This window comes from Mesorhizobium jarvisii, assembly GCF_003601985.1.
Lineage (GTDB): Bacteria > Pseudomonadota > Alphaproteobacteria > Rhizobiales > Rhizobiaceae > Mesorhizobium > Mesorhizobium jarvisii.
Genome location: NZ_QZXA01000004.1, coordinates 33,020 through 52,907, shown reverse-complemented (window position 1 = coordinate 52,907; position 19,888 = coordinate 33,020). Strand labels below are relative to the sequence as shown.

Annotated in this window: 22 protein-coding genes and 1 pseudogene; 11 read left to right on the top strand and 12 right to left on the bottom strand. The window is 63.6% G+C overall.

Translation table 11 applies throughout. From position 1 onward, the window contains the following. Positions 1 to 124 precede the first annotated feature (124 nt). Together D3242_RS11370 and D3242_RS11365 are read right to left on the bottom strand one after the other, a co-directional pair. Complete coding sequence (locus D3242_RS11370) at positions 125 to 658, bottom strand: hypothetical protein (RefSeq protein ID WP_080643856.1); 534 nt, start codon at positions 656 to 658, stop codon at positions 125 to 127. Next, the gene (locus tag D3242_RS11365; protein WP_019862759.1) at positions 651 to 1,262 is read right to left on the bottom strand and encodes a CGNR zinc finger domain-containing protein; all 612 of its coding nucleotides are present in this window, start codon (positions 1,260 to 1,262) and stop codon (positions 651 to 653) included. Before D3242_RS11365 ends, D3242_RS11370 begins: the two co-directional genes overlap by 8 nt. A gap of 143 nt (positions 1,263 to 1,405) precedes the next feature. On the opposite strand from D3242_RS11365, the gene D3242_RS11360 reads away from it, so the two are divergent. The 5 genes from D3242_RS11360 to D3242_RS11340 all read left to right on the top strand — a co-directional run bounded on the left by D3242_RS11360 (position 1,406) and on the right by D3242_RS11340 (position 6,564). Next, on the top strand, positions 1,406 to 2,311 hold the full coding sequence (locus D3242_RS11360) for a branched-chain amino acid ABC transporter permease (RefSeq protein ID WP_019862758.1): 906 nt from the start codon (positions 1,406 to 1,408) through the stop codon (positions 2,309 to 2,311). A gap of 181 nt (positions 2,312 to 2,492) precedes the next feature. Then, the gene (locus D3242_RS11355) at positions 2,493 to 3,077 is read left to right on the top strand and encodes a TRAP transporter small permease subunit (RefSeq protein WP_019862757.1); all 585 of its coding nucleotides are present in this window, start codon (positions 2,493 to 2,495) and stop codon (positions 3,075 to 3,077) included. Further along, the gene (locus D3242_RS11350; RefSeq protein ID WP_064984399.1) at positions 3,077 to 4,867 is read left to right on the top strand and encodes a TRAP transporter large permease; all 1,791 of its coding nucleotides are present in this window, start codon (positions 3,077 to 3,079) and stop codon (positions 4,865 to 4,867) included. The genes D3242_RS11355 and D3242_RS11350 overlap by 1 nt, the downstream gene beginning before the upstream one ends. 13 nt (positions 4,868 to 4,880) lie before the next feature. Further along, positions 4,881 to 5,909 (top strand): zinc-dependent alcohol dehydrogenase family protein, encoded by a 1,029-nt coding sequence (locus tag D3242_RS11345; protein ID WP_064984397.1) that lies wholly within the window; start codon positions 4,881 to 4,883, stop codon positions 5,907 to 5,909. A gap of 280 nt (positions 5,910 to 6,189) precedes the next feature. Then, positions 6,190 to 6,564, top strand: coding sequence for a VOC family protein (locus D3242_RS11340; protein WP_038653722.1), 375 nt, complete (start codon positions 6,190 to 6,192; stop codon positions 6,562 to 6,564). 60 nt (positions 6,565 to 6,624) lie between these two features. Here D3242_RS11340 and D3242_RS11335 read toward each other — a convergent pair whose 3' ends face one another. Beyond that, positions 6,625 to 7,734, bottom strand: a complete 1,110-nt coding sequence (locus tag D3242_RS11335; protein WP_038651600.1) for a TRAP transporter substrate-binding protein — start codon at positions 7,732 to 7,734, stop codon at positions 6,625 to 6,627. Positions 7,735 to 7,998: 264 nt separating this feature from the next. Here D3242_RS11335 and D3242_RS11330 point away from each other — a divergent pair, with 264 nt between their 5' ends. Continuing rightward, positions 7,999 to 8,772 (top strand): gamma-glutamyl-gamma-aminobutyrate hydrolase family protein, encoded by a 774-nt coding sequence (locus D3242_RS11330; protein WP_027047665.1) that lies wholly within the window; start codon positions 7,999 to 8,001, stop codon positions 8,770 to 8,772. On the opposite strand, the gene D3242_RS11325 is transcribed toward D3242_RS11330, so the two are convergent. From D3242_RS11325 to D3242_RS11300, 6 genes are all read right to left on the bottom strand, one after another. After that, positions 8,773 to 9,171 carry a hypothetical protein gene (locus D3242_RS11325; RefSeq protein WP_019862751.1) on the bottom strand — a complete coding sequence of 133 codons (399 nt, stop codon included), beginning with the start codon at positions 9,169 to 9,171 and terminating at the stop codon, positions 8,773 to 8,775. Positions 9,172 to 9,290: 119 nt separating this feature from the next. Further along, positions 9,291 to 9,875 carry a hypothetical protein gene (locus D3242_RS11320; RefSeq protein ID WP_064984395.1) on the bottom strand — a complete coding sequence of 195 codons (585 nt, stop codon included), beginning with the start codon at positions 9,873 to 9,875 and terminating at the stop codon, positions 9,291 to 9,293. A gap of 14 nt (positions 9,876 to 9,889) precedes the next feature. Then, positions 9,890 to 10,873: a 2-hydroxyacid dehydrogenase gene (locus tag D3242_RS11315; RefSeq protein ID WP_064984394.1), complete on the bottom strand. Its 984-nt coding sequence runs from the start codon at positions 10,871 to 10,873 to the stop codon at positions 9,890 to 9,892. Next, complete coding sequence (locus tag D3242_RS11310; protein ID WP_081296113.1) at positions 10,870 to 11,892, bottom strand: LacI family DNA-binding transcriptional regulator; 1,023 nt, start codon at positions 11,890 to 11,892, stop codon at positions 10,870 to 10,872. The genes D3242_RS11315 and D3242_RS11310 overlap by 4 nt, the downstream gene beginning before the upstream one ends. Before the next feature lie 78 nt (positions 11,893 to 11,970). Further along, on the bottom strand, positions 11,971 to 12,912 hold the full coding sequence (locus tag D3242_RS11305) for a DMT family transporter (RefSeq protein ID WP_081296127.1): 942 nt from the start codon (positions 12,910 to 12,912) through the stop codon (positions 11,971 to 11,973). A 143-nt stretch (positions 12,913 to 13,055) separates the two neighbouring features. Continuing rightward, entirely contained in the window at positions 13,056 to 13,463 is a 408-nt protein-coding gene (locus tag D3242_RS11300) for a DUF2000 family protein (protein WP_064984692.1), read from the bottom strand. Positions 13,464 to 13,515: 52 nt separating this feature from the next. Between D3242_RS11300 and D3242_RS11295 the strand changes: the two genes are divergently transcribed. After that, the gene (locus tag D3242_RS11295) at positions 13,516 to 14,388 is read left to right on the top strand and encodes an AraC family transcriptional regulator (RefSeq protein WP_019862744.1); all 873 of its coding nucleotides are present in this window, start codon (positions 13,516 to 13,518) and stop codon (positions 14,386 to 14,388) included. Here the strand turns inward: D3242_RS11295 and D3242_RS11290 are convergent, their stop codons facing one another. After that, complete coding sequence (locus tag D3242_RS11290; protein ID WP_032921461.1) at positions 14,389 to 14,859, bottom strand: MarR family winged helix-turn-helix transcriptional regulator; 471 nt, start codon at positions 14,857 to 14,859, stop codon at positions 14,389 to 14,391. A 402-nt stretch (positions 14,860 to 15,261) separates the two neighbouring features. Here D3242_RS11290 and D3242_RS11285 point away from each other — a divergent pair, with 402 nt between their 5' ends. Next, the gene (locus D3242_RS11285) at positions 15,262 to 16,329 is read left to right on the top strand and encodes a CobW family GTP-binding protein (RefSeq protein WP_027047662.1); all 1,068 of its coding nucleotides are present in this window, start codon (positions 15,262 to 15,264) and stop codon (positions 16,327 to 16,329) included. A gap of 392 nt (positions 16,330 to 16,721) precedes the next feature. On the opposite strand, the gene D3242_RS34465 is transcribed toward D3242_RS11285, so the two are convergent. Then, the gene (locus D3242_RS34465) at positions 16,722 to 17,366 is read right to left on the bottom strand and encodes a CDP-diacylglycerol diphosphatase (protein ID WP_223217910.1); all 645 of its coding nucleotides are present in this window, start codon (positions 17,364 to 17,366) and stop codon (positions 16,722 to 16,724) included. Between the two features lie 266 nt (positions 17,367 to 17,632). On the opposite strand from D3242_RS34465, the pseudogene D3242_RS33900 reads away from it, so the two are divergent. Beyond that, positions 17,633 to 17,849, top strand: a pseudogene (locus tag D3242_RS33900) (GNAT family N-acetyltransferase); the annotation flags it as partial. Positions 17,850 to 17,955: 106 nt separating this feature from the next. Further along, positions 17,956 to 18,930, top strand: coding sequence for a WD40 repeat domain-containing protein (locus tag D3242_RS11270; protein ID WP_064984390.1), 975 nt, complete (start codon positions 17,956 to 17,958; stop codon positions 18,928 to 18,930). A 2-nt stretch (positions 18,931 to 18,932) separates the two neighbouring features. On the opposite strand, the gene D3242_RS11265 is transcribed toward D3242_RS11270, so the two are convergent. Further along, positions 18,933 to 19,388, bottom strand: coding sequence for a hypothetical protein (locus D3242_RS11265; RefSeq protein WP_019862740.1), 456 nt, complete (start codon positions 19,386 to 19,388; stop codon positions 18,933 to 18,935). 64 nt (positions 19,389 to 19,452) lie between these two features. Between D3242_RS11265 and D3242_RS11260 the strand changes: the two genes are divergently transcribed. Next, entirely contained in the window at positions 19,453 to 19,884 is a 432-nt protein-coding gene (locus D3242_RS11260) for a MarR family winged helix-turn-helix transcriptional regulator (protein WP_032921457.1), read from the top strand. The last annotated feature ends 4 nt before the right edge of the window (positions 19,885 to 19,888 follow it).

The following is a 19,888-nucleotide window of genomic DNA, read 5'->3' as shown; positions in this document are numbered from 1 at the left end:
AATCGCAGGAGCCAGGCAACGCGCAACAAACAGTCCGGCGGGTGCTGGAGCGCGCACGAAACCGCACGTCGAGAGTGCCTCGGCGCACGAAAACTCCGGCCGGAATCGATACCGTCTGAAGGTGTCAGCCGGCTTTCGAGCAGTCTGGCTTCGGCTCGCCCGGCAGCTTGCCGTCGGGATGGCCGGCGAGATCGGGATTGGGCGTATAGAGCTGGTCCATGACCAGCGGCCGGTCGGGCAGGATCGACTGGTCTTCCGTCGACATCAGCGTGGTGTCGATCTTCTGCAGGACCGCGCCGTCGGCGCCCTTGATGCTGATGGCGATGGCGTAGGGCTTGTTCTTGACGATGCAGGTCAGCGCCGGGCTCTCCAGGCTGACCTTGTCGAGCTTCGGCCAGACCTTCTGCTCGACCACCAAGGGCGCACCGCCGGCGGGATTCTGGAAGCTGGCAACCGCCACCTGACCCTCGCCCATCGGCTGCAGGGGCCGTAGCGTCACGACATAGGTCGCCCTGGCGAGACGGTAGTTGAAGACAAATATCTTGCCGGAAACCTCGAACAGCTTGCCCTCGCCGCCGGTGTCGCGGCAGGCGCCGAGGGTCGCTGCGGCAATCAACATGGCGCCGGCAACGAGCGCGCGTGAAAATCCTCTAGGCATCCTTGACCTCATGGGCCGCCATGCGGCGGCGGCGATAGTGACGACTTGCCTTCTGCCGGTTGCCGCACACCGCCATGTCGCACCAAAGCCGGCTGGAATTGCGGCTTCTGTCGACGAACAGCCAGGTGCAGTTGGGGCAGATCCTGAGCCGCGCGACCGTGTCGTCGCGCAGCAGCGAAAGGGCCGAGACCGCCAGCGCCGCCTCGAAGGCGATAGGCGCCGCCGGATCGCCGAACGGCCTTCCCGGCGCGCCGATCTCGGTCCGGCTGCCGGCCAGGCCCTCGGCGCAGGCACGCAGGAAGTCTGGCAGGTCGGCGGTGGCGACTGACCCATTCGACACCGCGCCGCGAAACAGCCGGTCTGTCGTCTCGCGGATCGACAGCACGACAGGCGCGATTGCCCTCGGCGAGGACACGGTCAGCCGCCGGTCCCCAAGCTCGGCGGCGCGAAAGCCGCTGGCCGCGTCGGCGAAGCGGGCGATTTCGGCCGGATCGTCAAAACGATCGAACGTGCGCTCCGGATCGCCGCGCAGCACGACGGTGTTCGCCGTATCGAGCGCAAGCAGGCCGCCGGTGAAGCGGTGCGGGGTCCAAGCAACTGTCATGATGCAAAATCTAACCGATAAATCGCATTTGACAAGTTAGATTCGGCGATGCAAACCTCCGTTCCGCACGGTATCGTCGCCTTTGTCTCGAGCATTCCGTCGTCCCGACCGCTGTCGGCGAGATGCTTTTGGTGTTGTTGAGCATGCTCTATTTCTTCCAGCAGGTGCTGAACGGGCTGCACTCCGGCGCGCTCTATGCGCTGCTCGCCTTCGGCTACGTGCTGATCAACGGCATCCTGCACCGCACCAACCTCGCCTATGGCGCGCTGTTCGCCTTCAGCGGCCAGGCAATGATTCTGAGCGTCGCCTTCGGCTACCAGGTGCTGTGGCTGACGCTGTTGGCGTCGGTGCTGTTCGGCGTCGTCGCGGCATTCCTCTATGCCGCGCTGATCAGCCACGTCCTATCGCGCAGCGTCTTCGAACCGTTGGCCGACCGCTCGCCCAATGCGATTGTGGTGACGACGCTGGGCATCCTGATCGTCCTGTCGGAAGCAAGCCGCATCGCCGCCGACACGCATGATCTGTGGCTGCCGCCAATGCTGGCACAGCCCATCGTTTTCGCCGAAGGCGCCGGCTTCAAGGCGACGCTGACGCTGATCCAGGTGCTCGACTGCGCGGTGGTGCTGGCGGCGGTCGCACTCGCCACCTCAGCGTTTGCCCGCTCCAGCTTCGGCCGGCGCTGGCGCGCCGTCTCCGACGACCCGCGCGCTGCCGCCCTGTGCGGCGTTGATGTGCGCGGCGTGTTCCGCCATGCCGTGCTGCTCGGCGGCTTCTGCGCCGCGCTGGCCGGCGTCATGGCCAGCCTCTACTACGGCAATGTCAGCTTCGGTTCCGGCCTCGTCTACGGCCTGAAGATCCTGTTCGTGACGGCAGTCGGCGGCTATCTCTCGCCGCCACGGGCAGCGCTTGGCGCGGCCGCCTTCGGCATGGCCGAATCACTGTGGGCCGGTTATTTCCCAATCGAATGGCGCGATGCGTGGATGTATCTGTTCCTGGTGGCCATGCTGATCCTCATCGGCGCCGGCCGCGACACGAGCAAAGTCGTCTGAACCATCAGACTTTGGTTGCATGACGCGGGGCAGAGCGCCCTTGTCCGGCCCCGCTCTCCATCCGATACCGTTTTGCTGCCTCCATGCGTGTTGACCCGTCCGGCCACGCGCGGCATACTGTTGGGCCACGAGGCGTGACGGCAGGGGGAACCGGCACGCCTCCGCTACAAGGGAGGACTGCATGCAAGGGCCGCTCGCTCTGTCACGAGGCATCGACCGCCTCAACGAATTCATCGGCAAATCGGTATCCTGGCTGATCCTGCTGGCGATCCTGGTGAGCGCGGCCAACGCCGTCATCCGCAAGATCTTCGACATTTCGTCGAATGCGTGGCTGGAGCTGCAATGGTATTTGTTCGGCGCCGCCTTCATGCTGGCCGCCGCCTATACGCTGAAGCAGAACGAGCATATCCGCATCGACATTGTCTACGGCCTGTTTTCACGCCGCGTACAGCACTGGATAGACCTTCTCGGCCATCTCCTCTTCCTGATGCCGTTCGTGACGCTGATGGTCATCTATTTCGTTCCCTACGTCTCGCTGTCGTTTCGCAGCGGCGAGATGTCCAACAATTCCGGCGGTCTCATCATCTGGCCGGCCAAGGCCATCCTGCTGGTCGGCTTTTTCCTGCTTGCGCTGCAGGGCATCTCCGAAATCATCAAGAAGATCGCCATCATGCGCGGCGACATGGACGACCCCAATCCGTTCATATCGGCACATGAGCAAGCCGAACTCGAAGCCAAGGCACTGGCCGACGAGGTGCGCTCGTGATGGAATTCATCGCCCAGAACATGGCGCCGATCATGTTCGCCTCGCTGATCATCTTCCTGCTGATCGGCTACCCCGTGGCCTTCTCGCTGGCCGCCAACGGCTTGATGTTTTTCTTCATCGGCGTGCTCCTCTCGCCCTATTCTGGTGGATCGATCAATCTCGCCTGGCCACTTCTGCACGCACTGCCGGATAATTTCTACGGCTCGAGGGTGATGTCTAACGACACGCTGCTGGCCATTCCGTTCTTCACCTTCATGGGCATCGTGCTCGAGCGATCCGGGATGGCCGAGGATCTGCTCGACACGATCGGCCAGTTGTTCGGTCCGATCCGCGGCGGCCTCGCCTATGCGGTGATCTTCGTCGGCGCGCTGCTGGCGGCGACCACCGGCGTGGTGGCGGCATCCGTCATCGCCATGGGTCTGATCTCGCTGCCGATCATGTTGCGCTACGGCTACGACCGCCGGCTGGCTGCCGGTGTGATCGCGGCATCCGGCACGCTGGCCCAGATCATCCCGCCATCGCTGGTGCTGATCGTGCTTGCCGACCAACTCGGCCGCTCGGTCGGCGACATGTACGCCGGCGCACTGATCCCGGGTCTGGTGCTGACCGGCCTCTACGCGCTTTACATCCTCATCGTATCGATCTTCCGGCCGAAAATGGCGCCGGCGCTGCCGCTCGAAGCACGCACGCTCGGCCACGGTGTTCTGTCGCTGCTGGTGGCGCTGTTGGTGGCGGTGGCCATCTCCTATGCCGCGTATCGCTATCTCGCGCCAGCCCATGGCGACAATGCCGACATTCTCGGCGCCACCGTAGGGGTGCTCTTCATCTACATCGTGGCAATTGCCGACAAACGTCTGAACTTCAACATGATGTCCAGGCTGGCACAGCAGGTGGTCATCGTGCTGATCCCGCCGCTGGCACTGATCTTCCTGGTGCTTGGCACCATCTTCCTCGGCATCGCCACCCCGACCGAGGGCGGCGCCATGGGCTCTGTCGGCGCATTGATCATGGCGGCGGCAAAAGGCCGGCTGTCGCTGGACGTGATCAAGCAGGCACTGACCTCGACGACGCGGCTGTCGTCCTTCGTGCTGTTCATCCTGATCGGCGCGCGCGTCTTCTCGCTCACCTTCTACGGCGTCAACGGCCACATCTGGGTCGAACACCTTTTGACCTCGCTGCCGGGCGGCGAAGTCGGCTTCCTGATCGGCGTCAACATCCTCGTCTTCTTCCTGGCCTTCTTCCTCGATTTCTTCGAACTGGCCTTCATCATCGTGCCGCTGCTGGCGCCGGCGGCCGACAAGCTCGGCATCGACCTGATCTGGTTCGGCGTGCTGCTGGGCGTCAACATGCAGACCAGCTTCATGCATCCGCCCTTCGGCTTCGCGCTGTTCTACCTGCGCTCGGTCGCCGCGCGCGTGCCCTATCTCGACCGCCTTACCGGCAAGCAGATCGCGCCGGTGACGACCGGCCAGATCTATTGGGGCGCGGTGCCCTTCGTGCTGATCCAGGTGGTGATGATCGGGCTGACCATCGCCTTCCCGCAAATGGTGATGCGCTACAAGGCCACGGTGACCGATCCGGGCACGATCGACTACAAGGTGCCGGAAGTGCCCGGCCTGTCGCCGCTCGGTACACCGCCGGCTGGTGGCACGGCCCCCGCCAATGGCGGCAGCGCACCGGCCGCGCCCGGTACGCCGGACCTGTCGCAACCGCCGAGTTTCGGCGATGCGCCGCCGGCCAAGCCGGCAACGCCCGCGCCTGACCTCTCGCAGCCGCCGAGCTTCAATTGATGGGGACGGCGCCATGAAAGCGGTGCGGCTGGAGGCGGTTGGCAGCATTGCGCTGCGCGAAGTCGGCAAACCTGTCGCCGGCCCGGACGAGCTTCTGGTGCGGATCGAGGCTTGCGGCGTCTGCGGCACCGACCGGCATCTTTTCCATGGCGAATTCCCCTGCCGGCCGCCGGTGACGCCCGGACATGAATTTTCGGGCATCATCGAGGCGATCGGCGACACCGTCTCCGGCTTTGCCGTCGGCGACCGCGTCACCGGCGACCCCAACATCGCCTGCGGACGATGCCCGCAATGCCATGCCGGCCGGGTCAATCTCTGCCGCAATCTCAACGCCATCGGCATCCATCGCGATGGCGGCTTTGCCGAGTATGTCGTGCTGCCGCAGAAACAGGCTTTCATCCTGCCCGCCGATCTGCCGCCGACGCATGGCGCCTTCTGCGAGCCGCTCGGCTGCTGCCTGCATGGCGTCGACCTTGCGCAGATCAGGCCGGGCAGCTCGGTGATCGTGCTGGGCGGCGGCGTGATCGGCCTGCTGACCGTGCAATTGGCAAAACTGGCCGGCGCCACGACCATCATCCTGTCGACCAGGCAGGCTTCTCGGCGCGCGCTTGCGGAGGCGCTCGGCGCGACGGCGACGGTCGATCCCACCGCCGGCGACGTCATCGATGCCATCGCAGGCCCCGCGGGCCTGATGCCGGGCGGCGCCGACGTGGTGTTCGAATGCGCTGGCGTGCGCGACACCGTCGAGCAATCGATGCGACTGGCAAGGGCCGGCGGCACGGTCGTCATTGTCGGCCTGACGCCGCAAGGCATGAAGGCGGAATTCGAACCTTTTGACTTGCTGTTTCGGGAGTTGAAGGTGGTCGGCTCATTCCTCAATCCCTACACGCATCGCCGCGCCGCCGAGCTCATCGCGTCGGGCGCGATCGAGATCGACCGGCTGATCTCCAGGCTGGTGCCGCTCGACGAGGCGGCCGATGTGATCGCCAACCCGCCGGCGCCCGGCGAGGTCAAGGTTCTGGTGGTGCCGCGACGGGGTTGAGCCGAGGACCAGTCGCGCCGGACCCGCTTGCCGTCACGCCGCCGATCGGCTATCCAGCCAGCGCCGAAAAAGACATGACCGGTTCGGTAGTCCGGTCTCTTCCGTTCCTGGGCGGAGGCCTGTTCGCCGCATGAACGTGCGGGAGAACCCGCAGCCGGCAAGCGAGGCGAAAGCCCGCGGGCCGGTTGGGTCATGTCCGGATTTCCTGATGTCACGGTCCCGCCGGTTCTCGGTCCGCAGCCAAGCCTGTCCGCGCTTCAACCGTGACAGGACAAAGACCATGAAACTGAACCATCTCAACCTCATCACATCGGAGGTCGCGGCTCTTGCCGGCTTCTTCACCAGCCATTTCGGCTTCGAACTTGTCGCCATGCGCGGCAAGGATGCCTTCGCGATCCTGCGTGGAGCCGATGGCTTTGCCCTCAACCTGATGGCGCCGGGCAAGGGAGAGCCTGCTACCTATCCCGACAATTTTCATGTCGGCTTATTCGTTGGCAGCCCAGAGCTTGTACACGCCAAGCAGGCCGAATTGACCGAAGCAGGCTTCGCGCCGGGCGAGGTCGAGGACCTGGCACGCGGCGGCTTCAAATCGACGACGTTCTACTGCATGGCGCCGGGCGGAATACTGGTCGAGGTCGGCTCCTCACGGACCTGAAAAAGAAAGACCCCGGGCATGTCGCCCGGGGTCTCTTCAACAAACGCGATGGGACCGTTTTTACAGCTTGCCGTTGCGCTGCTGGACCATCATGAAGGTGTCGTAATTGTACTCGGCCACCTGCGCCCAGAGATAGTGCTCCTTGCGGAAGCCCTTGATCGATTCCCAGATCTTCTTGAACGGCGCGTTCGAGGCTTCCATTTCGGCGTAGACCTCGTTGGCCTTTTCGAAGCAGGCGGCCATGATCTCCTGGCTGAACGGACGCAGTTTGGCGCCGCCGGCGACCAGCCGCTTCACCGCCGCGGGGTTCACATAATCGTATTTCTGCAGCATGTCGGCATCGGCGGCTTGCGCGGCGGTGCGCAGCAGCGACTTGTAGGCCGGCGAAAGCTCTTCGTATTTCGCCTTGTTGAACATCAAATGCACGGTCGGGCCGCCTTCCCACCAGCCGGGATAGTAGTAGTAGGGCGCGACCTTGTAGAAGCCGAGCTTCTCGTCGTCATAGGGGCCGACCCATTCGGCGGCGTCGATCGTGCCTTTTTCCAGCGCCGGATAGATGTCGCCGCCGGCGATCTGCTGAGGCACGACGCCGAGCTTCTGCACCACCTTGCCGGCGAATCCGCCAATGCGCATCTTGAGGCCGGAGAGGTCGGCGACCGTGTTGATTTCCTTGCGGAACCAGCCACCCATCTGCACGCCGGTGTTGCCGCCCGGCAGGCCGAAGAGACCTTGCGTGGCGAGGAACTCATTGAACAGGTCGATGCCGCCGCCATGGTAGTGCCAGGCATTCATGCCGCGCGCGTTGAGCGAAAAGGGGACCGCCGCGCCGAGCGCCCATGTCGGGTCCTTGCCCCAGTAATAATATGCCACCGTGTGGCAGGCTTCGACCGTGCCGGCCGTGGTGGCATCGGCGGCCTGCAGGCCGGGCACGAGTTCGCCGGCGGCAAAGACCTGGATCTGGAAATTGCCGTCGGTGGCTTCCGACAGCATCTTGGAGAACACCTCGGCGCCGCCATAGATGGTGTCGAGCGATTTCGGGAAGGACGATGCCAGCCGCCATGTCACCTTGGGATTGGACTGGGCGATTGCCGGGGCCGCAAGCGTTGCCGCCGCCGCCGCGGCGCCGACGCCGGTCACACCGGCCTTGCGAATGAATGAACGACGATCCATGCAGTTCCTCCCTTTTGGATCAACAGACCGACATCCGGGAAATCCTCGGGCTCCCGCATCGGTTGGCCGAAACAATACACAGGCGAGAAGGCTAGTCCAGCACGGCGACCGGATTTGGTGACCAAGCCGTGCGACCCTGCAACTATAGTCTAACAGACGACTTCGTGGTCCATGCGACACGCCAAAACTTGGCATGGAAAAATGCCCAGGGATCGCCTATTTTGCAGGCAGGATATCCCTTGCAAGATGGAAAACAGACCCAAAATGCACCAGCCGCTCGTCGCCATATCGACCGACGTCCGTCAGTTCGACAACTACACCTGGCATGCCGCCCCGCAGCAATATCTGGAAGCGGCGGTTGCCGGCGCCGGCGTGTTTCCGCTGCTGGTGCCGTCGTTCGGCGACAGGCTCGACTTCGATGAACTCCTATCCTCGGTCGACGGCGTCATGGTCACCGGTTCGAAATCCAACGTGCACCCCTCGCTCTATGGTGGCGATGCCAGCGAAGCCAACGGTCCCTATGATCCGGCGCGTGACGCCACCACGCTGCCGCTGATCCGCCGGGCGATCGAGCGCGGCGTGCCGCTGCTCGCCATTTGCCGCGGTATCCAGGAGTTGAACGTGGCGCTCGGCGGCACGCTGGGCACCGAGATCCAGGAGCGCGAGGGTTCGCTCGACCACCGCGCGCCGGTGAGCGACCACCAGGACGAGCGCTTCGCCATTCACCAGGCCATTTCGATCAAACCAGGCAGTTGCCTGGCCGGTGTGTTCGGCGCCGGTGAGATCAAGGTCAATTCACTGCACCGCCAGGCGATCGACCGGCTCGGGTCGAAGCTCGAGATCGAGGCTGTCGCCACCGACGGCACGGTCGAAGCGGTTTCGGTCAAGGGCGCCCGAGCCTTTGCCGTCGGCGTCCAGTGGCATCCGGAGTACTGGGTCAACTCGGACAGCAACTCGGCCAAGATTTTTCGCGCGTTCGGCGATGCGGTGCGCCTGCACGCCGCCGCGAAGGCCGGGGCACGGGCAGCGGCGGAGTAGTCAGTCGCCGGTCCTGCGGCCGCCCGCCAGCGACAGCAAGGGCGTGGCTGGCGCATAGGATTCGTAACCGTCGCCGTCGGCCACGGCGAAGGTGACGATCGGATCGACGCCGTTGGCGCTGAAGGCGACCGTGCCGTCATTCTGTTCGCGCCAGAACTTTGCCCGTTCTATGCCAGGGATCAGACGACGGCATGTCGGAGCAACAGTAAGCAGGGACAGGCCATCCGAAATTTCGGCCCCGCGGCTCACCGCGCAGGCTCCCTCATCGCCATTGGCGACCAGCCTGTAGGTGCTGGACCGCGTAACCTCTTCGGCGACGCTTTGCCCATTGCCGTTATGAAACAGCTGAACGCCGCCAAACAAGGCGGCGATTGCGATCAATGCGGAAAGCGATTTCATTCTGTCTCATCCATGCACACGGGCAGGATGAAAAATGATTTCAAAGGGTTAAGCTGGCGTTAATAAATGTGACGGAGCCACTGCCGGCATCAACGAACGCGGAAGACGAAACCGTCGAACTATTGAGGGACGGTCTGCGGATAGCGATCTGAAAGGAGTTTAAAGAGCCACTCGCGCTCGACATCGGTGGCTGCCGAACCGATCTCGACCCTCTGGGCCCCAGCGTCGACTGTCAGGCGATTGTGAGTATCGCCGTCGCGAAGCCTCAGCGATTTGAGCTGCATCCGGTCGAACCTGCGCTCAGTCCGCTTCGAAAACAGCTGCGTCCAGGCGGAGGCGCCGTAGGACGGCATTTTGAACGGCGGCAACCCAGGGTCATGGCTGACCCCGGCCGCATCGAGCCTTATCACTTCGGGCACGGAGCGCCGGAAAATGCGGCGAACCATGAGCATTGCGAAGATGCCACCGACTGTCCAAGCGCAGAGCCAGAAGGCAACAAACGCCGTAGGCCCGCCGAACGGCCTGGTCACGAGCTGATATGCGGCTGTAATCTCGCCAAAGGCCCAGCCTCCTAGCCAGCAAAGAACGAATATTCCGATCAGGTAGTTGGCGAAGGGCCGCTTTGGATACGGAATCGAAATGATCTGATCTCGGCCATTGGTGGCGACCAAAATCGTGGAATTGTCAGGCGGCTTCACCGTCATCGGTTTGCCTTTCGCTAGCCGCGAGCCTTGACATGCGCCGTCTCCGGCACCGGCGTCAGCGGCCGGCGCTCGGTGAACCAGGACACCAGATTGTCGACGCACAGATCGGCCATGGCGCGGCGTGTGTGTTCCGAGGCAGAGCCGACATGCGGCAAAAGCGAGGCGTTGGGGGCGTCGAGCAACGCCTTGGGCACGTTCGGCTCGTCGGCGAAGACATCGAGCCCGGCGGCGGCGATGGTGCCGTCGGCGAGCGCCGCCGCCAGCGCGGCCTCGTCGACCGTGCTGCCGCGGCCGATATTGACGAAGACGCCGTTGGCGCCAAGCGCCGACAGGATCTCGGCATTGACCGCCTTCTGCGTCGAAGCCCCACCAGGCGCCACCGAAATCAGCGTATCGACCGCTTCCGCCAGACCCTTCAGCGTCGGATGATACTCGTAGGAAAGACCCTCGACCCTGCGCCGGTTGTGATAGGCGACCGGCAGGCCGAACGCCTCAAGGCGCCGGGCAATGGCCTGCCCGATGCGGCCCATGCCGAAAATCCCGACGCGGCGGGCGCGCAAGGTCAGCCGGCTCAGCGGATAGTTGCCCTTGCGTACCCAGCTGCCGTCACGCAGCCAGTTTTCCGCGCGCGGCAGGTCACGGATCGTGTTGATCAGCAGCCCGATCGCGGTGTCGGCGACCTCCTCGGTCAGCACGTCGGGCGTGTTGGTGACCATGATGTTCTTCGCAGCCGCATGGCCGACATCGACCGAATCATAGCCGACGCCGAAGGAGGCGATGAGTTCGAGATTGGGCAGCGCATCCATCATCGCCGCGCTGATCCCGGCAAACGACGCAATGCCACGCACCGTGCGGCGCATCTCGTCGGTGACCAGCGCCGGGTCGGTGCGTTCGACCCTGATCTGTTTGAAGGTACGGTCGATGCGCCGGACGGCGTGGTCGCTGAAGTCCGCCGGCACCAGAATGGCGACTGCTTGCAGCTGTTCGGCCTTGGTCATGCCCGCTCCACCGGCTTGCCGGTCGACTGGCGCACATGCAGCTCCGGCTTGATCAATTCCTGCGAGGGCCGCACCGTCTGCCCGTTGAGCTTGTCGAGCAGCGCGCTGGCGGCGCGGCGGCCGACCTCGCGCTGGCCGTTCCAGACGGTGGTGAGCGCCGGCGTGGCGATCGCCGCCTCCTCGAGATCGTCATAGCCGGTGACGGAAATGTCGATGCCCGGCACCAGGCCGGCGCGCGCAATGCCGTTCATCAGGCCGATGGCGACGAGGTCGTTCCAGCAGCAGGCGGCGGTCGGTCTGTCTTTCAGCGCCAGGAACTGCCCGGCGGCCTCGAAGCCGGCCTGCTTGGTGCGCGGACCGGCGATGCGCCAGGACGGCCTGACTTCGAGCCCTGCCGCCTCCATGGCGTTGACATAGCCCTGATAGCGGTCGCGGCCGGTCGAGGTCTGGTCGGTGCCGCCGATCATGGCTATGCGCTTGTGGCCGAGCGAGATCAGATGGTTGGTGGCAAGCCCGGTGCCGTAAGCGTCGTCGCCGCGAAACACCGGCACGTCGGCGCCCTCGACGGTGCGGGCGATCAGCACCGCCGGCAGGCCGTTTTCCTCGGCCATCAGTATGTCGGCAGCTGGGGTGCCGATGGCCGGCGACATGATCACGCCGTCGGCGCCGAGCTGCAGCAGCGTGTCGATGAAGGTGCGCTGCTTTTCGAGCTGGTCGTAGTGATTGGACAGGATGAAGGTCTGCCGGCTGCGGTCGAGTTCGCTTTCGATCGAGCGCAGGATCTCGGCGAAGAACGGGTTCATGATGTCGTGGACGACGACGCCGACAATGCCCGAGCGCGAGGTGCGCAGGCTGGCGGCGCGGCGGTTGTAGATATAGCCGATGGCGCGCGCATGTTCCTTGATACGGTCGCGCGTCGCGCCGGCCACCAGCGGGCTGTCGCGCAACGCCAGCGACACGGTGGCCGTGGACACGCCGAGTGCATCGGCGATCGTCGAAAGCTTGATTTTTTGTGCCAGCGCCTTGCGCTCCCCGAACGAGCTGAATTGCGACCTAAACTGTTTAAAGGCGGCGTTATGCCACCGATCGGGGGCAAATCAAAGTTTTTTTGCCAGCGCCTCGGCCTCGACATCGGAGGCCGCGCGGCTTTGCAGCCGCAGCCGGTGCTCGCGGTGGACGATGTAGAGGCCGCTGGCGACGATGATGGCGGCGCCGACCAGCGTCCAGCGATCCGGGAACTGCTTGAAGACGATCCAGCCGGAAATGATCATCCACACCATCTGCGAATAGGGATAGGGGGCGAGCGCCGTGGTCGTCGCCAGCCGATAAGCCTGGACCAGCAGCCAGTGCCCGACACCGCCGAATACGCCAAGCATGAGCAGGATGAACCAGTGCCAGCCATCATGCGGCAGCGAGAAGGAAAACGGCAGCATGGGCAAAAGCAGCACCGTCGGCGCCAGCGCCGAAAACAGGATCAGGCTTTCCGACGTCTCGGTCGACGACATGCGGCGCGTCATGATGACATAGAAGCAGTTCGACAGCATCGAGCCGAGTGCGAAGAGATGGCCGATGCCGAAGACGCCGACACCGGGCCTTGTGATGATGAGGACCCCGGCGAAGGCGGCCAGAATGGCCAGCCAGCGCCGCCAGCCGGCCCATTCACCGAGCAGCGGGCCGGCAAGCGCGGTGATCACCATCGGCCCGAAGAAATAGATCGACGTCGTCTCGGCCAGCTGCAGGGAGCGCAAGGCCAGGATGTTGCACATGGTCGAGCCGAACAGGAACACGCCGCGCAGCACATGCGCCGGCAGGTTGACCGGGCGAAACCGCAGCGGATCGCGCCAGCCGCGCAGGAGGGTGCCGACCAGCACGACATGCACGGCAAAGCGCACCCAGGCGACGATCAGCGCCGAAACGCCGGCAAGGACGAGATATTTGCTTGAGGTGTCGAGGAAGGTGAAGAAGACATAGGTGGTCAGCATGCACAGGATCGCCACCGGCGGCGTCGCGCTTTCGACATGTCTTTGGGAAGCGTTCACTTGCAGGCCGGGGAAAAGCTGGGCTGGAGCGCACCTTTGCGGGAATTGTCGCTTGCCGGCAAGCCAATTGTCGGCCACTGCCGCGCACATGAGCTCGCTGGCACAACAATAGAAGCCGCCAGGCTTAGTCCAAGCCTCCCACGCTATGCCTGCATGCGGGCGCCCTTGGTGATCTTGTCGACCACCTTCTTCTCGGCGCGCAGCGCGATGCCGACCACCTTGGCATCTTCTGGCGCGAATTGCGCAAAGACGGCGCGGTTGGCGGCGTCGAAGCCGGTGGAAAACATCTCCTCGACATAGAGCGAGGTCGTCACGTCGCGCTCCAGCGCGCGCCGGTGGAGCGCGGCCAGCGTCGCCTGGTCTGCCGACAACACGATGACCGGCTGGATCGACAGCGGATTGTAGAGATTGCCTGAGCGGTCGCGATAGGGCTCGCCGATGATGTCGGGAAACTGCGCGACGATGCCGCTGGTCAGGAAGGCGGTGACGTTGAGTTTCTGCCAGACGGGCAAGTCTTCGCGCAGCACGATTGCAAATTTCGTATCGAACATGACAAAATGGACCATTCGAGGTTAGGCCCCGATTGCGAGGCTGAATGAGACGATGTCGTTCGAACTAGACCGCCAGGCCTCTAAGGGTCTTGGACGTTTGTGCGCGGACGCGGCGGAGAATTGCATCATCTCCGCACCCGACCCCGCCGGCATGGAGCGGATCGAGGCGCGCTTTCATGGCAGCGCCTTCGATCTGCATCGTCATGACACCTATGCGATCGGGGTGACGCTGCATGGCGTGCAGACCTTCCGCTATCGCGGCGCGACGCGGCTAAGCCTGCCCGGCCAGATCATCGTGCTGCATCCCGATGAGTTGCATGACGGCGGCGCCGGCACCGAGGACGGGTTGCGCTACAGGATGCTCTACCTCGAACCGTCGCTGATGCTGGACTGCCTTGGCGGCGCGTCGTTGCCCTTCGTCAGGGAAGCCGTGGTGCGGGACGAAGCCTTCTGCGCCACGCTGCTTTCGGCGCTGGGGCCGCTGCAACAGGAACTCGACGAGCTGTTCGTCGATGATTTTCTCGCCCAACTGATGCATGGCCTGGCACGGCATGCCGGCCAGCCGGCAAAGCCGATGGCCCGGACGGCATGGCGGGCGGCGACGCTGGCGCGGGACTATCTGACGGAGAACGCAATGCGCCCGGTGCGTTCCGGCGAATTGGAAGCCGTCACCGGACTGGACCGCTACGCCTTATCGAGGCATTTCCGCGCCGCCTTCTCGACCAGCCCGCATCGTTTCCTGGTGATGCGCCGGCTTCAGCGCGCGCGGCGGATGATTACCGCCGGCGAGCCCCTGGCGCAGATCGCGGTCGAGGCCGGCTTCACCGACCAGAGCCATTTCAACAGGCAATTCAAGAAGGCATTCGGCATGACGCCGGGGCGTTGGTCCTCGCTGATCCGGGACGCGGCTCCAGCAGCGGCCTGATCACTCGTCCGACTCGGCGTCGTCGTCGATCAGCACAAGCTCCTCGTTGGAGAGATTGGCCTCGATGCGGGCCAGCAGCTTGAACAGCGCCTTCTGGTCTTTCTTGTCGAGGCCCTTCAGCGCCTGCTTTTCGGTCTTCTTCACCGATTTCTCGATGGCGTGGATGATATCGCGGCCAGTGTCGGTGAGGAAAATATGAGCCTGACGGGCGTCGGCCGACGAGGCGCGCTTTTCCAGAAAGCCCTGCGCCTGCAGCCGGTTGATGGTCTTGGTGATGGTGGGCGGGCGCACGCCGAGGCGGCCGGCGAGATTGCCAGGCGTCTGGCCGTCCTCGCGGTCGAGCGCCAGCATGATCTGGTCCTGGCCGGCATAGAAGCCGTGCGCCAGCAGCCGGGCCGCCAGCGCGGTTCTTGCCAGCCTTGCCGCCGAATGCAGCCGGCTCATTGTTGCAGTTTTGTCCGCCTTGGCCATGGTCATCCCCTCTTCGGCCATACCGGTAGCGACAGCATAGACGCAGCCGGCCGGTTGGCAATCGACGATAAAAAGAATCCGGCGCGTGAAACAGCTTTGCCGGCAAGCATTGCGGTGCCCGCCGTGGCTAATGCCAGATGTTTATTTCAGTTAGATGACAAACGACTTTTCGCCGCACGGGAATCGCCGCAAAGGTGAGGCCCGCGTGGCGTGAGACGCGCCTTGCTCGCGACAAAGGCGCACTTTCGCAGTCATCCGGCACGCCGATATCACAGTGGCCGGGCCAAGAGCTTTGGCCCATCGGTTTGCCCCGTGCAAAAGCCCCGCACACATCCTATATGGAGCCGACAATCCCTTTTTTCGCGGCCTGGATTTCAAGGCCCAGTCATATCGAGGCAAGCCATGAGCGACGCACAGACGCAGATCCCCGTAACCGTTCTCACCGGCTATCTCGGCGCCGGCAAGACGACGCTGCTCAACCGCATCCTGTCGGAGAACCATGGCAGGCGCTACGCGGTCATCGTCAACGAATTCGGCGAAATCGGCATCGACAACGACCTGATCGTGGAATCCGACGAGGAAATCTACGAGATGAACAATGGCTGCGTCTGCTGCACGGTGCGCGGCGACCTGATCCGCGTCGTCGAGGGCCTGATGCGCCGACCGGGGCGCTTCGACGCCATTGTAGTCGAGACCACCGGCCTCGCCGATCCGGTGCCGGTGGCGCAGACCTTCTTCATGGACGACGACGTGCGCTCCAAGACCAAGCTCGATGCGGTGGTGGCGCTGGTCGATGCCAAGCATCTGCCGCTCAGGCTCAAGGATTCCAAGGAAGCCGAAGATCAGATCGCTTTCGCCGATGTCGTCGTCCTCAACAAGACCGATCTCGTCACCCCGGAAGAGCTCGCCAAGGTCGAGGCGACGATCCGCGCCATCAATCCGGCGGCCAGGATCCATCGCACGACGCGCGCCGGCGTCGCCCTGTCGGAGGTGCTCGACCGCGGCGCCTTCGACCTCTCCCGGGCGCTGGAGAACGATCCGCATTTCCTTGAGGCGCATGACGATCACCATCATGACCACGATCACGACCATTATGGCCACGATCACCACCACCATGATCATGACGGGCATGACCATCATCACCACGACCACGCGCATCCCTCAGACATCCATGATGTGACGGTGCAGTCGGTGTCGTTGCGCGGCGGCGAGATGGACCCGAAAAAATTCTTCCCGTGGATCGAGAAGATCACCCAGATGGAAGGCCCCAACATCCTGCGGCTGAAAGGCATCATTGCCCTGAAAGGCGATGATGAACGCTACGTCATCCAGGGCGTGCACATGATCATCGAGGGCGACCATCAGCGCGCCTGGAAAGACGGGGAGAAACATGAGAGCCGGCTGGTGTTCATCGGCCGCGAACTGGACGCCGAGCGGCTGAAGAAGAGTTTCGAGGCCTGCCAGGCCTAGTCAGGCTTTGCCGTGCGGTTCCAGGCTGGATGTAATGATCGAAGGAATTGCGGCCGTGGAATTTCAGAAGCCGCCGTTGACGATCGTGGCGTTTCCACGAACGCCGCCACTGCGACGGTAGGTCGGCGGTCCCTTCGCTCAGCGCCGCTTGCTCGATTTGATTGGTATCAGACCAAGCGAGCGGCTGCCGCCGCCCGTCAGGGTTGAGGTCAAAGTCGCCTGCCTGCCTCCTTCCCAGATAATGGCGGCTGACCGCCAGGCGGCCACCATTCTAGCACAAAACCCGCCGCCGAAGCGGGAGCTTGTCTATGAGGAAAGGAAGACGGGCGGGCGTGTCTAGCCAGTGCATCCTTGAAATGGTCGAATGATCGGCTTTGACCAACAGGCGATAGCTAGCGCGACGTACATCTGTGATCGAGGAGGTGCTCAGCTGCCCTTCCCCAATTTACCAGAATATAGAATCCCGGCCTCGCGTCAGCCAGCGTTGCACCGGCGACGAGTACATTTAGATCATCCATGGTGTGTCGTGCCTGAGGCAAACCGGCAACAACCAGGCCGACCACGTTAGTGGTTCGCAGATCCGGCTCAGCCACTGCCATTATCCAATAGGGTCGCCCCTTCAATATCAATGGAAACGGTTGCCAAGTCGCGTCTTGCTTCGGCCCATCTAAGGCAAGCGTCCTTTCCACCGACTCCAGCAAGCAATCGACGTGGATGTGCAACTGATCCTGGGACCGCTCAAAGCGGGAATTAACCGCCAGGCCAACAGCTGATCGTGGCAGGCCGTGTCCGAGTCTTGCTTCAACTTTCTGTCGGGCTTCCCATGCCCGGTTCCATAGTTGGGCGCTATCAGTGGAACGGGCGGATGGGCTTTCCAAGCCCGCAATCGCTGTGATTGGGGCCACCAGAAACTCGGTCCGGTGTAGAGGTGATTTGATGAGGACTGACCCATCATCCCCCTGCTCGGTCAGTATCACCTGGTCGCAGGGGAAGGCGACGCCAAGCCGCGTACTTGCAAGTGCGCAGGTCTGCACCATCTCCCACAATATTCTGCGTTTGAGGAAAGCGTAGCCGGCAGCGGCTGACAAAGCGACCAACAATGTCACGAACAGCCGAAGGCCCCTGCGCTCCAAGAAGCCCAGCACATTGTTCCTTTCTCAAACGACCGGAGCGAGCGGCGCGAGCATCGCCAAGAACATGGTTTGGGTCATCATACAATCGCAGGGTGCGGAAGTTCCGTTCCCGCCTGGAGATCACAATCGGTGGTGTTATCCCATTCCGTTGGGGAGGCCGCCATCGGGCAGGGCTTGGAGGTCAACTGCTCGCCGCCGCCGCGTTGCGCTGCCTGCGGCTTGCCGGCGAAGGCGGCGGCATCCTGCTCATCATCGATGCCAAGAGCGACCGGGTCCGCAAGGTGGTATGCCAGCTGTGGTGCAGAGCGCCTCCAGGGATCGGCTTTGACCCTGGTGATGCCATCGGCGACGTTTGCAACTGAACTGCGAGCCAAGGGGCTGCTTTGACTAGATTACAGCCTCTTGCCGCCTCGCCGATCCTCCAAGGTTGCCGGAACCGTAAACGTCGAGTAAGCCCCTGCAACCGCTGCAATTCAACTGAACAAAGATATCCATGCCCACAGTTGCCCCCCTCGACCTCGAAGGCCATTGCGTTGCCGCCGTCTTCCTTGGCGACGTGCCGCATTTCGCGCTGGCCGATGGCGCTATCCATCGACTCGACAATGGCCACAAGACCATCCAAGCCAATGACGGGCTGCTGGCGGCTTTCCACGATGCGGCCAACGACCGGCTGATCACTGGCGGCGAGGACGGCAAGGTGTTTGCCGTGAAGACAGGCGGCGAAGCCACCGAAGTGGCCAGCGCCGGGAAAAAGTGGATCACCAGCGTCGCCGCCGGGCCGCAGGGCGCCGTCGCCTATGCCACGGGCAAGACCGCCTTCGTGCGCTTCGCCGACGGCAAGACCAGGGAATTTGCCCATCCGCGCTCGGTCGAGGGGCTGGCGTTTTCGCCCAAGGGCATGCGCTTCGGCGTTGCCCGCTACAATGGCGCGACGCTGCATTTCCCGGCCGCCGAGGGCAAGCCGGTGGAACTCGAATGGGCCGGCGCCCATACCGGCATCACCTTCTCGCCGGATGGCGCCTTCCTCGTCACCACGATGCAGGAAAACGCCCTGCATGGCTGGAAGCTGGTCGACGGCAAGCACATGCGCATGAGCGGCTATCCCGGCAAGGTCAAAAGTCTGTCATGGAGCGTCAAAGGCAAATGGCTGGCGAGTTCCGGCGCGCCGGCGGCGATCGTCTGGCCGTTTTCGGGCAAGGACGGACCGATGGGCAAGGCGCCGCTGGAACTCGGCACGCGCGGCAACACGATGGTGACTTGCGTGGCCTGCCATCCAAGCCAGGACGTCGTGGCGATCGGTTACGAGGACGGCATGGTGATCGCCGCGCGCTTCGCCGACGCCAAGGAAGTGCTGCTGCGCCGGCAAGGCAAGGGCGCCATCACCGCGATGATGTGGGACAGGGAAGAGCGCCGTATCGCCTTCGGCAGCGCGGCCGGCGACTGCGGCGTCATCGACATCACGGCCTGACCTCACCGCGCTCGCGTGGCCAGCCGAAGAGGCTTGCGCCGCAGCGACAGCCCGTCGCGAATGTTGAGCGACAACAGTGCGATGTTCGTTGCGCCGGCTACCAGCTCGATCGCCTGGACGACTACGAAGAACTTGTCGAAGCGACCGGCCGTGGCAAAGCTGCTGAGCAGGAAGGCCGAGGGCACCAGCACCAGCAATCCGTTGGCGGCAATGATGCGCATGCGCCACTTCTTGCGTGCCACGACCGGGCTCTTCCAGCCCTTGCCAAGTGAGAAGCCAGACGCGCCGGCAATGATCATCGCCGGGATGAGCACCACCATGCCGGCCAGAACGCAGTTCTTGACCGTTGTGATCGCGGCCGCGTCGCCGAGCAGTTCGGCCGTAGCCGTCGACAGCCAAAAAGCCGAAACCGTAATGAGCGCGACGGCGCCCGCTGCCGCATGAATTTTGGTTTTCATTTGTATCTCCATAGCAAGCTATATATCATTGCATAGCATGCTATTCAACTATTATCTGGCAGGCATGACATTTCAGAAAGAACGATCCGCCGGATTCCTGGCCAACCACATGGCGCGGTTGTTTGCCAACGGCCTGCAGCAGCGCATCCGGCCGCTTGGCCTGGCGCCCGCCCAGTTCATGACGCTGCTGGCGCTGTGGGATGAAGACGGCCTGACGCAACGCGAACTCGTGCAGCGTCTCAATGTCGAACAGGCGACGATGGCCAACACGCTGATCCGCATGGAACGTGACGGCCTGATCGAACGACGCCTGCACCCCGAAGACGGGCGCTCGCAGTCGATCCATCTTACCGCGAAGGCCGTTGGCCTGCGCGAGCCGGCGACACAGGCCGCGCGTTCACAAAACGAGGTGGCCCTGACCGGTTTCAGCGAGGACGAGCGGCTGGTGTTCCTCGACCTGATGCGGCGCGCCATCGCCTCGATGCAGGCGGGCTGACACA

Coding starts and splice junctions, on each gene's coding strand:
- D3242_RS11350 (WP_064984399.1), top strand. CDS start 3,077: ATGGAATTCATCGCCCAGAACATGGCGCCGATCATGTTCGCCTCGCTG.
- D3242_RS11325 (WP_019862751.1), bottom strand. CDS start 9,171: ATGAAATCGCTTTCCGCATTGATCGCAATCGCCGCCTTGTTTGGCGGC.
- D3242_RS11290 (WP_032921461.1), bottom strand. CDS start 14,859: ATGGCCAAGGCGGACAAAACTGCAACAATGAGCCGGCTGCATTCGGCG.
- D3242_RS11345 (WP_064984397.1), top strand. CDS start 4,881: ATGAAAGCGGTGCGGCTGGAGGCGGTTGGCAGCATTGCGCTGCGCGAA.
- D3242_RS11360 (WP_019862758.1), top strand. CDS start 1,406: ATGCTCTATTTCTTCCAGCAGGTGCTGAACGGGCTGCACTCCGGCGCG.
- D3242_RS11320 (WP_064984395.1), bottom strand. CDS start 9,875: ATGACGGTGAAGCCGCCTGACAATTCCACGATTTTGGTCGCCACCAAT.
- D3242_RS11330 (WP_027047665.1), top strand. CDS start 7,999: ATGCACCAGCCGCTCGTCGCCATATCGACCGACGTCCGTCAGTTCGAC.
- D3242_RS11365 (WP_019862759.1), bottom strand. CDS start 1,262: ATGACAGTTGCTTGGACCCCGCACCGCTTCACCGGCGGCCTGCTTGCG.
- D3242_RS11355 (WP_019862757.1), top strand. CDS start 2,493: ATGCAAGGGCCGCTCGCTCTGTCACGAGGCATCGACCGCCTCAACGAA.
- D3242_RS11295 (WP_019862744.1), top strand. CDS start 13,516: ATGTCGTTCGAACTAGACCGCCAGGCCTCTAAGGGTCTTGGACGTTTG.
- D3242_RS11340 (WP_038653722.1), top strand. CDS start 6,190: ATGAAACTGAACCATCTCAACCTCATCACATCGGAGGTCGCGGCTCTT.
- D3242_RS11315 (WP_064984394.1), bottom strand. CDS start 10,873: ATGACCAAGGCCGAACAGCTGCAAGCAGTCGCCATTCTGGTGCCGGCG.
- D3242_RS11260 (WP_032921457.1), top strand. CDS start 19,453: ATGACATTTCAGAAAGAACGATCCGCCGGATTCCTGGCCAACCACATG.
- D3242_RS11370 (WP_080643856.1), bottom strand. CDS start 658: ATGCCTAGAGGATTTTCACGCGCGCTCGTTGCCGGCGCCATGTTGATT.
- D3242_RS34465 (WP_223217910.1), bottom strand. CDS start 17,366: ATGGTGCAGACCTGCGCACTTGCAAGTACGCGGCTTGGCGTCGCCTTC.
- D3242_RS11265 (WP_019862740.1), bottom strand. CDS start 19,388: ATGAAAACCAAAATTCATGCGGCAGCGGGCGCCGTCGCGCTCATTACG.
- D3242_RS11300 (WP_064984692.1), bottom strand. CDS start 13,463: ATGTTCGATACGAAATTTGCAATCGTGCTGCGCGAAGACTTGCCCGTC.
- D3242_RS11335 (WP_038651600.1), bottom strand. CDS start 7,734: ATGGATCGTCGTTCATTCATTCGCAAGGCCGGTGTGACCGGCGTCGGC.
- D3242_RS11285 (WP_027047662.1), top strand. CDS start 15,262: ATGAGCGACGCACAGACGCAGATCCCCGTAACCGTTCTCACCGGCTAT.
- D3242_RS11270 (WP_064984390.1), top strand. CDS start 17,956: ATGCCCACAGTTGCCCCCCTCGACCTCGAAGGCCATTGCGTTGCCGCC.